5 protein-coding genes are annotated in these 11,215 nt (G+C 73.9%); all 5 read right to left on the minus strand.

The genetic code is table 11. From position 1 onward, the window contains the following. Positions 1-85: 85 nt before the first annotated feature. Genes ACFY3L_RS37875 through ACFY3L_RS37895 form a run of 5 tightly spaced genes read right to left on the minus strand, consistent with a single transcriptional unit; the run spans position 86 to position 11,153 of the window. On the minus strand, positions 86-3,103 hold the full coding sequence (locus tag ACFY3L_RS37875) for a tubulin-like doman-containing protein (protein ID WP_389335662.1): 3,018 nt from the start codon (positions 3,101-3,103) through the stop codon (positions 86-88). A 36-nt stretch (positions 3,104-3,139) separates the two neighbouring features. After that, on the minus strand, positions 3,140-4,603 hold the full coding sequence (locus ACFY3L_RS37880; protein ID WP_389335665.1) for a VWA domain-containing protein: 1,464 nt from the start codon (positions 4,601-4,603) through the stop codon (positions 3,140-3,142). Further along, positions 4,596-5,936 (minus strand): hypothetical protein, encoded by a 1,341-nt coding sequence (locus tag ACFY3L_RS37885; RefSeq protein ID WP_389335668.1) that lies wholly within the window; start codon positions 5,934-5,936, stop codon positions 4,596-4,598. The genes ACFY3L_RS37880 and ACFY3L_RS37885 overlap by 8 nt, the downstream gene beginning before the upstream one ends. 1 nt (position 5,937) lies before the next feature. Beyond that, the gene (locus tag ACFY3L_RS37890) at positions 5,938-8,856 is read right to left on the minus strand and encodes a virulence factor SrfB (RefSeq protein WP_389335670.1); all 2,919 of its coding nucleotides are present in this window, start codon (positions 8,854-8,856) and stop codon (positions 5,938-5,940) included. Further along, positions 8,853-11,153: a hypothetical protein gene (locus ACFY3L_RS37895; protein WP_389335673.1), complete on the minus strand. Its 2,301-nt coding sequence runs from the start codon at positions 11,151-11,153 to the stop codon at positions 8,853-8,855. Before ACFY3L_RS37895 ends, ACFY3L_RS37890 begins: the two co-directional genes overlap by 4 nt. Between the last annotated feature and the right edge of the window lie 62 nt (positions 11,154-11,215).

The raw sequence follows: 11,215 nt of genomic DNA on the forward strand, positions 1-11,215 counted from the left end.
CTGGGCAGGGGCGCGTCACGCAGCGCCACCTCCTCCCGCCGCAGCCGGGTCACCACCGGTGGCGGGGCCCGGGTCCGGCGGCCGCTCAGCCGCCCTGGTCGGGCAGGTGCACGGCGACGAGCAGCAGCTGCCACAGCCCGGCGTGGAACCACACCGGGGGCGGCTGCAGGAAGTGTTGCCGCGCGCGCTTGACGCCCTCCCCGTGGCGGATCATGTCCTCGGCGGCACGGCGCAGCGTCTGGAAGCGGGCGCGGTCCACCTGGCGCTCGCCGTCCGCGATCTCGATCAGGCCCTGCCGCAGGTCAGGGGCGTCGTGGAACAGGTCCTCGGTGTACCCGTCCCGCAGCCACCAGCGCGCGACGCGGCCCTGGTGGTCGGGCTCCGGTCGGAGCACGTCGCAGGCCAGCGCCACCGCGGTGGCGCGCAGCAGCCCCGGGTCGCGGCACAGCGGCAGGTCGGCCGGGTGGATCTCGGCGATGCCGCCGCGCAGGAGGCCCTGCCCGACCAGGTCGGCGGCGGTGGACTCGATGCGCGCGGCGTTCTTCTCCTCGGGCAGGACGTGCGGGGACAGCGGGCCACCGCGGCGCCGGTCATAGGCCGGCCGGGTCTTGCTGACGCCGGTGAAGGCCGGCAGGACGAGCCCGTGCCGGGCGCAGAACTGCACGATCTTGTCGCTGGTCGGGCGCGGCTCGCCGGGTGAGTGCGCGTCCTCGACCTGGATGCGCTGCCGCGCGAGGGCCTGGCGCAGTTCGGTGGCCAGGGCGCCGCCCGGATGTTCGGCGGCGGGCCAGGCCGCCACGACGTACCGCAGCTCCTGCAGTTCGTCGTCCTGGTCGCGGCGCCGCAGATGCTGGTGGTGCTGGGCGACGTCGTACCCGGCGAGGGGCGCGCCGCCGTCGACGAGCAGGTGGGCGACCGCGCCGGCGCCGGCACCGAGGCGCTCCAGCATGTCGAAGACGGACATGGTGCGCAGCTGGTCGAACACGGGCGTGGTCTGGCGCAGCAGCGCCGCGACGAGCTGCCGCGCCGGCGTACCGGAGCCGGCGAGCGGACCTTCCAGGGTCAGGGCGACGGGGTTGCCGGGGACGGCATGGAAGCGCAGGCCCGCGCCGACACCGGCCAGGCGGGACGGCAGCCGGTCGTCGCCGGGCTCGCCGACGATCTCGTCGTACAGGCGCCGCTCGACCGCCGCGTCGGTCACCGACGGCACGATGCGGCGCAGCGGCAGGCGCTCGGCGCGTTCGCGCTCCTCGGCGATCTCCTGGCTGTCGGCGCGCAGGTGGGCCGCGGTGTCCTCCAGGACCGTCTGCCAGCGAAGGGTCTCCTGCCGCATGGCCTCGACGACGGCCAGGAGGCGTTCGACGAGGCGGCCCGCCCACTTGTCGATCTCCTCCTGCACCTCGGCCTGCAACCAGCTCTGGATGGCGTCCAGGTACTGCTGCCGGTGATGGCGGCGCCGGAACGGACGGTCCAGCAGGGTCCGGGCCGCCTCCATGGCCCCGAACATCGTGTCGACCGGCGGGCGCACGACGTCCCGGCCGAGGCGCTGGCGGTAGTGCTCGAGGTGCATGGCGAGCGCGCGCACCGCCCCGAGGCCCGCGTCCGGGCCGGAGCCGGTGCCGGACATGGCGTGGCTCAGCAGCAGCTGGACGTCACGGACCCAGCGGCGCTCGACGGCGGCGGCGGCCTCGGTCATGGCCGCGTGGAACGTCGGCGCGGCCGGGTTGAACGCGGCGAAGCGGGGGCCCCAGAACGCGACCAGGCGTTCCTCGATCGCGGCGGTCAGCTCCGCGCCGCGGAAGCCGTCGTTGTCGGCGAACTCCTCGAGCAGGCGCGGCAGCGGCGGCGGTGTCGCCGGCCCGTCGTTGGCGAGCCAGGACAGGTTCGGCACCAGCTCACGTTCCGCCTCGTCGATGCGCAGCAGCAGCGCGGGCGGCGTCACCGCCTGCCCGGAGAGGACCAGGACGCCGGCGCCGAACCGCCGCACGAGCGCCGTGACCGCGGTCTCGTCGTAGCGGCGCTGCCGGTCGAGGACCTGCCCGGCGGCGGTCAGGGCGAACTGGCGGATCAGCGGCTCCCAGGCCAGCTCGACGGTGAAGACGCCGAAGGTGGAGTACACGTCGTCGCGGCCGGCCACGTAGCTCTGGACGTTGGTGAGGTACGCGCTGAGGTCGCCCTCCGCCGCGGGCAGCACATGCGTGTAGATGGCGTCGGCGACCGCGATCGGGCAGGGCGCCTCGACCGCCGCCGCGCCCGTGCTCCGCGCGCCGAGGCGTTCCCCGTCGATGAGGTACACGTGCTGCGCCGGCGACCGGGTCAGCCGATGACGCTCCTGCTCACGCCACACGAAGTCCACGGGCTGCTCGGCCATGACAAGGCGGTGCAGCTCCCGCAGCACCGCGTACCCGTTGGCGTCCGCGGCCGCCAGCTGGTGCTCCTCCAGGCGGTCCTTGAACGCCTCGGGCAGCACACAGAACACCGACGTGCGGAACGCGGCCGTCGCGTCGCGGCGCTGGCGCTCCCGCTGCAACCAGGCAAGCACGTCGATGAGCAGCCCGGCGCCGGTGCCGCCCGCGATCGAGGACACGACGTGCACGTTGAACGCCGCCCCGTCCGACCCGCTGGACAGTTCGTCGAACGCGGCCTGCAGCGGCCGGCTGAACGCCCGCGCCGACTGGAAGTCCGTGTACAGCGCCAGCCGCCCGAACGCCCGCACCTGCCCGGCGCCGGTGGTCATGAACGACATCGCGTCGTCGGACCGCACCTGTTGCGCGTCGTGCCGGCCGAACCAGGGCACGATCGTCGTGTACATGTCGGCCGCCCCGGCGGCGTCGTCGCGCAGCTGGTCGATGACCGGTGCGACCTGCGCCGAGAGGAACAGGTCCTCGACGTCGGTCTCCAGCTGCGTGCGTCCGACCAGCGGCCGGTCCGTCCGGTCGACGTCGACCGCCCGCAGCAGCACCGGCCCTTCGAACCGCTCCCGCACCGGCGCGCCGGGGGTCGCCAGCTCCCGCCACCGCTGCTCGGTGAGCAGGCGCCGCTTGAGATGCGCGACCGCCCAGCTTCCGGTCCCGCCGAGGCCCACCACCAGTGTTGGTCGCATTCTTCGCAGCTCTCCCCAGTCGTTCGTGGATCCCGGTCAGCGACCGGTCTGGTACGTGACGGTGGCGGGTCCGATCGTGCGCGTCTGCCGCAGTTGCAGGGTCCCGGTCCGGCCGCGGTACCGCACGCGGACCGCCGGCTCCGGGCTGCGCCCGCCCACGGTGCGCTGCCGGTGCCCGGACACCGACCCGCCACGCAGCCGCTGGTGCCTGCCCTGCAGCCGGATCCGAAGCGTCTCGGCGACGGCCGGGTCGGTGACGATGAGCTCCCCGGACATCCGGGGGCGCCGCAGCCGTACCGCCGCGAAGACACCGAACCCGAGCAGCACCAGCGCGCCCGGAACGCCCACCACGAGCGGGACCGGCAGCCCCGTGCCGGTGACGACACCGACGCGCCCGGGCCGGCCGGCGAGCTCGAACCTCGGCCGCAGCCCGATGTCCCTGGTGAGCGCCTGCGCCCACGACGAACCGACGGTGCCCTTGACGCGCACCGCACCGCTGCGCCGCGGCGCGTCGCCGACGGTCGTGGTGTCGCCGTGCCCGGCGACGCGGAGCCCGACCGTCCTGTGCTCCCCGGGGGCGAGGGTGAAGGGCTCCGCGGCGGTGGTCGTGACCGGCAGCCCGCCGACGTCGAGATCGAGCCCCGACACCGTGAGCGGGACGTACTTCGCCTTCGAGGTCAGCGTGACCCGCACGGTGCCGCCGCGCAGCGGGAGCGTCCCCGGATCGGTGAGCACCGCCTCGACGGTCGTGTGCTCCTCGCGCAGGTACTCGCGTGCCTTGTCGGCCCTGGCCCGGACCCGCATGCTCTCGAGGGTCTGCTGGAACTGCGTGGCGGGCTGGCCCAGCTGCTCGACCACGGCCGCGTCGAACACCCGCAGGACCGCGTCCGCGTCGTGCGCCGTGACCATCGGCACCGGGTAGACCCGCAGCGGCCGGCTCGCGGCGACCGCCGCGGCCTGCTGCCTGAGCGCGTCCCACGCCGCCTGGCCGCCGGTGCCGGCGTAGCGGGAGCCGCCCGGCGGCTGCTCCTGGGCGTCCGTGAGCACCACGATCACGGCGGGAGAGGTGTCCGACGGGTCGAGCTTGTCCAGCCCGTACCGGATCGCGACGCCGAGGTCGGTGGAGCCCTCGACCGGCTGGGCGGTCATCGTGTCGACGGCGGCGCCGACCCCGCCGGTGACCGGCCCGTCCCAGAAGGAGCTCACGCCGGCGTTGAACGACGCCAGGGTGAGACGGTCCCGCGCACCCAGCGCCGTCACGAAGGCTCTCGTGGAGGTCATGGCGCGGGTGTACCGGTCGCCCTGGCGCATCGATCCCGACCGGTCGATGAGGATGACGTAGTGCATCGGGAGGTCGTCGACGTGCAGCGCCCGGAGGACGTCGGCGAGCGGGACCTGGTCCTCCGCGCGGGCGGGCGCGGCAGGTCCCGCCAGCACGCCGGCGGTCGCGGCACACACCAGGAAGAGCAGCGGCACCCGGAGCAGGCGCGCACTACTCATAATATTGCACCCTGCCTTTCCACTGCTGGCCGTCGATGCGCAGGTGGAGCCGCAGGCAGGCGGCGATCTCACCGTCGCGGCGCCCCGGGCCCGGCTTGGCCATCGCGTCCTTGGACGAGTTGCCGCTCTCGACCACCTCCCCGTAGGCGCCGGAGAGCAGGTCGACGTCCACGCGGTGCTCGGCCTTCCGGGCCAGATCGGCGTAGTGGTTGACGAGCCGGAAGCTGGCCGACCGCAGGGCGCCCCACCAGCTGTCGTCCGCGCTGACCGGGGCGTGCACCAGCGACCGTAGCGCCTCGTCCAGTCGCACCGCACCGTACAGCCGCTCGCCGGCGGTCCCCGCCTGGGCCAGGTCACGCAACCGGGCCAACACGTAATTGCGGTACCGGTCGACCGCGGGCCCGTTGGTCATGCCTCTGAACTTCGCGATGGTCTGGTCGGTGACGGCATCCAGGAGACGGGTGTCCACGCCGGCCAGGCACCTCACCTGTGACACCAGCACCCCGAATCCGTGCAGCAGCTGGGCCAGCGCCAGATCCCTCTCCCCACCGATCGCGAAGGTCACCTCCGGATCCAGCGGGTGCGTGGTGATGGCCACGATGCTGGGACCGGCCGGCGTCGCCGGCACGAGCGGTCCCGATGTCTCGTCCTTGAGGCCCGGCAGCACGATGAACCTCGGCTCGTCGGGCACCGTGGTGATCGGCCGCAGCCGCTCGGTCCAGGCCTCACGCTGGGCGGACGGCAGCCGGAGCAGCGCGACGTACATGCGGTGCAGCGCATCGTCCCGGTCTTCGGGCACGGTCCATCCGTGCAGGTACATCAGGCCGATATTCGACACCAGCAGCTCGTCGATGGGCCCACGCCAGGCAGGCAGCGGTGGCCTTGCCGGCGGTGTCGCGGCGGCCCGCACCGGCTCGGTGACCTGCGCCTCGGCGGTCTGAGCCCCGGCGACCTGCGCATCGGGGAGCTTGCCGGCGTCGGCGAACTGCGCCGGGGGGATCTCGTCAGCCTCGGCGGCCCGCGCCGAGGGGATCCTGCCGGCCTCGGCGGCCGGGTCCTCCGCCGGTTTCTCCTTGTGGCACTTGCAGTTGCACAGGTGGTTCTCGTAGAACTCGGTCTTGAACTCCTGCAGGCGGCGCCGCAGTTCTCTGATGTACCCCATCTCCGGGTCCTGTCCGTCCGGCACGACGCCTTCATGGGCGACGAAGGACAACATGATGTGCCTGTCGATGAACTGTTTGAGGGCCTGCTGCAGCTGCTCGTCGGCGGCGTACGCCTCCAGCAGCAGCTCGCCGGTGCCCATGGCGGCGGTCTCCGGCTCCGGACCAACCATGTCAGTGCACCCCACAGAACGGGTCGTCGATGAACGCGTCGTCCGAGGCGCCGGCCGTGAGCATCCGGCGCAGCACCAGCCCGGGTTCGCGCTGCACCTCGGCAGGGTCGTCGTGCTCCTCCAGCGGCAGCTGCCCCCGGTAGAAGCGCAGCCGGCCGCCGTCGTCCAGCAGCGGCGTGAAGAGCGGCGCGGTGTCGTCCTCCTCATCGACGCGGACCGGCACCCGGACGGGTTCGGCCCCGGGCACGTCGAGCTCGACCAGCCACCCCTCGGGGCCGGGCGCGCCGACGGGGGTGCCGGCGACGAGCACGGACGGCTCCCGGCCGGGCACCCGGTACCGGAACCGGCGGCCCCCGGCGAGCACCGGCCGGCCGCCGACACGGACGGCGGCAGCGAGCTGCACCGGATCCGGCTCCAGCGGGCCGATGTCCAGATTGACGCGGGCCACCACGTCGTCGTCGACCACACGGCACAGTGGCTCGTCCCCGTGCCAGATCAGCAGCCACGCGTCGAGGTCCGGGTCGACCTCCACCATCGCGTTGGCCTGGTCGAGCCACACCCGCTCCGACAGCTCGGGACGGCCGGGGTGGTCCCGGCTGTCGCGGTTGTAGCGGCCGATCAGGTGGCTGACCCGCAAGGACCCCCAACGCTGGTAGTCGCCGCCCTCGACGTTCCGGCGCAGGTTGAAGGCCTCCGGCAGCGGACCGACCCAGGCCCGTGCCCGCAGCGTCGTGGTGCCGCACTTCGTGAACCGGCTGCCGGCCTCCAGCAGGACCTCCGGCTGGTCGGCGTCGGTGAGCACGGCGAACGAGCAGGGCAGGCTGATGAAGAGGTTGTCGACCGTGACCTTGACGGCGGTCTCCCCGGTCGGCAGGGGCCGCCGGTCCCGGTCGCTGCGGCCCATCATCCGCCGCGACGCCGCCCAGGCCGCGCCGATGGACGTCGCCTGCTTCGGGTACCTGGACTCGACCAGGACCTCATCGGTCTGCCAGCCCTGCTCGCCGTCGGCGACGGCGAGGTGGCCGAACTGCTCCTGGACGACCTCCCGGACGAGCGGCAGCTGGCTCGCCTTGCCGGTCAGGATGATGCGGTCGAGCCGCTCGGGCATGCCCTCCTTGTTGAGGATCCGCAGCCGGTTCGCGGCCATGCTCCGGGCGAGCATCGTGATCTCGAGCAGCATCGGCTCGACGATCGAGCGGAACGCCCGCACCGGCAGCTCGACACCGCGGATGCCGGTGCTCGGCACCGTCACGCCCTCGGCCAGGCTGAGCTCGACGACCCGGTGCACCTGGTCCCAGCGCAGGACGACGGCGCCGTCCGCGGCCTGGGCACCGAAGCCCTTCTTGACCTCCTCGGCGAGCTCCCAGAGCAGCCAGAAGCAGTCCTGGCCGCGGGCCTGCTCGCCGGCCCACCGGGTGTGCAGGATCCGGTCCACGGCGCGGCGCACCAGGGTGTCGGTCTCGGTCGTGGCGTTCAGCCCGGCGGTGTCCGCGCCGAGCTCCACGAGCATCTGCTCGACCAGGCTGCCGGGCACGTACGCGCCGTCCGGTCCACGGAAGTCGCTCGGCAGCCGCTTGAGGGCGTGCGCCCGCCAATCGGCCCAGTCCGACGGGAACACCGTGTCGGCGGGCGCGCCGGGGTCCAGGATGCGGTCGGCGATCAGCGCCTTGAGCCAGTGGAAGACCTGCAGCGTCAGGAAGTCGCCGCCGCGGCGGGCCTTGCCGCTGGAGCCGAGGACCCGGGGCAGGACCTCATACCGGCGGCCGCTGAACGCGTCGGCGAGCGACTCGGCCGGCGAGCGGTCGCGCAGCTCGTACATCAGCAGCGCGATGTCGGTCGTCCCGCCGCCGATGTCGATGACGAGGACGTTCTCGTGCCAGTGCCGCTCCCGGTCCGGCACCGGGCGCATGCGGGAGCGCAGCGACTCCACGCCGATGGCGTAGTCACCGCTGAGCTCCCGCATGAGGAAGAACAGCGACGCCGCGACCGCCTCGTCGTAGTGCAGGTCGACCACGCTGATGCCGAGCGTGCGCTGGCCGATCTCGCGCATCCGCTGCCGGACCGGAGGGGGCGACATCGTCGGGTAGGTCAGCACGACCGCGTCGAGGGGTCGTGTGTCGAAGCGGCGGCCGCTCGCCTCGATGAAGGCCTCGGCCTTGTCGACGAGGAAACTGAGGGCGGCGCCGAGCAGGTTGTCGGTGCTGGCCCGCCACTGCTCGTCCCGGTACTCGTCGGGCTGGGGACGCATCAGGTGGTTCTTGAGGCTCTGCACGAACGGCGGCTCGCTGCCGTCCTCGCCCGGGGCACCGACGGAGTACTCGCGACCGAGGCGCACGGCGAGCGGGTCGAAGCCCACGATCTCCAGGCGGCTCGGGATCTCCGGTGACTGGTTGCTCAGCTTCACCGTGTGCAGGTCGTGCAGCTCGAGCGCGACCATGGTGAACGCCGCGTCGTAGAGCTCGTGCAGCTGGGTGCCGAGCCAGTCCGCGGCGGGCCCGTAGTTGCGCCGCCGCCGGTCCAGCTCCAGCAGGATCCGGTGGACGAGCGAGGCGTTCGTGTCGGAGCCGGAGCGCAGCGCCCGGATCAACGCGTCCGGGGTGAGCGAGCCGGTCTTCAGGACGGTCTCCGCGACGTTCACCGCGTCCCGCACCCAGGCCGGCGGCGCACCCTGGTCCGGGCCGCGCGGTGCGGTGCGGTCGGCGAGCAGGTCGGCCAGGCGCAGCCGCAGCACCTGCAGCTGCGACACCGGGACCGGTGCCGAGGCGCCGTACGACGCGTCCCACAGCGTCACCGTCGAGCTGCTCGTACCGAAGTCGATGGCCACCAGGCCGCTGCTGGGGTCCTCGGCGTCGCGCCGTGCGGGCACCGCGTCGCGTGGTACCGGCGCGGCGGTGGCCAACGGCGTCTCCGGCTGCGTCATTCGTGCACCACACTCACCCTCGCGTCGGACAGGAGCTTCTCGATCGCGTCGGCGTGCCGGCGCGCCGGCCGGAGTCCGTACCCCGCCTCGAGGAAGTCCGCGACCTGCTCGTCGGGCAGCGCGCCACGCAGCTGCCGCAGTTCGTCGTCGATCGACTTGGCCCATTCCGTCAGCGCGGCCCGGAGCATCTCCACGCCGGCCCGGCCGAGCGCGTTGGTCAGCTCCCGGCGGATCCGCATCACGGTGATCTGGTGCCGCTGTGCCGCGTCGCGCACCGGGTCGCTGCCCATCGGCAGGTCCGGATGCCACGGCAGCGCGCGGTTCCCGGCCAGCGGAAACAGCTCGACGGCCGGCCCGGCGGCGGACGGCCGGGCCGACCGGTCGGTGCCCAGCTCGCCGATCCAGTCGAAGTGGCAGGCCCGGCGCACGGCCTGGACCTCGGCGGCCTGTCCCCGGTCGATCAGGGTCGTGCCGACGGTGTCGAGCTCGGCGTCCAGCACGGCGGCGACCGAGCGGATCCCGGAGTTCGCCTCGTCGATCCACGCGGCCACCACCCGCTCGGCCAGTTGGCCGACGCGCTCGCTCATGTCGGCCGCCGAACGGTCGAACGGGGCGACGAAGTCGGCGGTGAGGTTCGGCAGCGGCGGGCCCGCCGGACGGTCCCGGGGGATCACGCCGGTGACCGGCTCGACCGCATCGAGCAGCTGCCGCCACTGCGGCCACTCCAGGACGATGCGGACGGCCTCCGCGCGGACCTCCGTGACGATGCGGACCTGTTCCCCGGCGGCCGTGTCGACCGTGCGCTCCAGGTCCGGAAGCCGGGTCAGCGAGCGGCGCAGCTCGTCGATGTGGACGATCAGGTCCCGCAGTGCCTTGCTGATCGGGCCCTTCTGCCCGTCGATGACGTCGTCGGGCTGCCGGTTCTCCTCGACGAGCTCCTGCAGGACCTCCTGCAGCGTGTCCACGTAGCGCCGGTACCGGTCGCGCTGGCCGGTGCCGCGCTCCGCGGCGGTGAACGCCTCGACCTCGTCGGCGATCGCGCGGCGCAGCGCCGGAAATCCGGCCTGGTCGGTCAGGGCAGCCAGGGAGCGGCGGGCGAACGCGGTCCCGGCCGTGGGGGCGGGCTCGTCCGGGTCGCGCTGCTTGGGCAGCTCGGTGCGGCCGCGGCGGGTGGTGACGACGAAGACGCGCTCGTCCGGCAGGCCCGGCCGGGCCTCGCGGACGACCTCCCGGAGGCGGTCCAGCTCGACCTCCCGGGCCGCGGGCGGCCCGGACACCGACGCGAACGCGTCGCTCGCGGTCAGGTCGAAGACGGTGAGCACCGGGCGCTGCCGGCCACCGGCCGGACGGGGCGCGCGCCAGGACGACGGCGTCCCCCCGCCGGCCCCGTGCACGAGCAGGAACGCGTCGGCGTCGGTGTCGGCGGTCTCGAGCAGGAACCGGCCGCGGCCGGTGGCGCCGGTGGCGTCGGTGAGCACCGTCAGCACGATGCCGGTGCCGAGCTGGGTGGTTTCCGGCGTCTCGATCTCGACGTCGAAGCGCAGCACGACGGGCAGCAGCACCGAGAGCGCCGGCACGACGTGAGGGTCAGGCTCCGCCGTGGGCATGACCGGGAACGGCCGGGTGGAGATGCCCGACATCTCCGCGGCCCCGCCGATCGCCCGGAACATGTCCGCCACGGGAAAGGTCAGCTCCGTGCGGCCGATGATGTGCTGCCCGGCACGCATGGCGACGTGCAGGTCGTGCAGCTCCTGCAGGCGCCCGCGCACCTCCGCGTCGCTGTGCCGCTCCCACAGCCGCGCCGCCCATTGCAGGTCGCCCTCCCGGGTGGCCTGCGGGCTCGGCTGGAGCTCCGGCGGAGGCGGGCTCGAAGGGCCGACGGTCGCCGCGATCCTCCGGAGCACCGCGACCCTGAGCCGGTTGACCTCCTGCCGGTCGGCGAGCGTCGCGGTCACGTGGGTCGTGGTGGGGCGCCCGGACGCGACCTGCGCGCCGGCGCGGATCCGCAGGTCCACCCGGGCCGGGAGCCGGGGCGGGCTGGGCGGGTGCAGCGCGTCGGCGGCCGCCAGCGCCGCGGCGGTGACGGCCAGCACCTGCTCCGCGCGGTCGCCGAGGGCGAGCAGGCGCAACGACCGCGGCGGTGGGGGCGCGGCCAGCGCGCTCTCCAGCCGGTGCCACTGCGCGTCGGCGATGGCGAGCGCCTGACGCAGCTCTGTCGCCCGGGAGTGCAGCGCGTCGACAGCGTCGCCATACCGGTCCACCGGGTGGACGGTCTGGTCGTGCTCAGGCAACGTCATGAGCCGGCGGCCTCCTGTGCGTGTCGCGTCGGGGCGCCCGATTCGCCGAGCGCCCGGTGACC

Origin of the sequence: Dactylosporangium sp. NPDC000521 (assembly GCF_042898305.1) — a bacterium.
Classification (GTDB): domain Bacteria; phylum Actinomycetota; class Actinomycetes; order Mycobacteriales; family Micromonosporaceae; genus Dactylosporangium.

Bases quoted from the DNA above. Each gene is read 5' to 3' on its own strand.
- ACFY3L_RS37875 (WP_389335662.1), bottom strand. From the start codon at position 3,103: ATGCGACCAACACTGGTGGTGGGCCTCGGCGGGACCGGAAGCTGGGCG.
- ACFY3L_RS37880 (WP_389335665.1), bottom strand. From the start codon at position 4,603: ATGAGTAGTGCGCGCCTGCTCCGGGTGCCGCTGCTCTTCCTGGTGTGT.
- ACFY3L_RS37885 (WP_389335668.1), bottom strand. From the start codon at position 5,936: ATGGTTGGTCCGGAGCCGGAGACCGCCGCCATGGGCACCGGCGAGCTG.
- ACFY3L_RS37890 (WP_389335670.1), bottom strand. From the start codon at position 8,856: ATGACGCAGCCGGAGACGCCGTTGGCCACCGCCGCGCCGGTACCACGC.
- ACFY3L_RS37895 (WP_389335673.1), bottom strand. From the start codon at position 11,153: ATGACGTTGCCTGAGCACGACCAGACCGTCCACCCGGTGGACCGGTAT.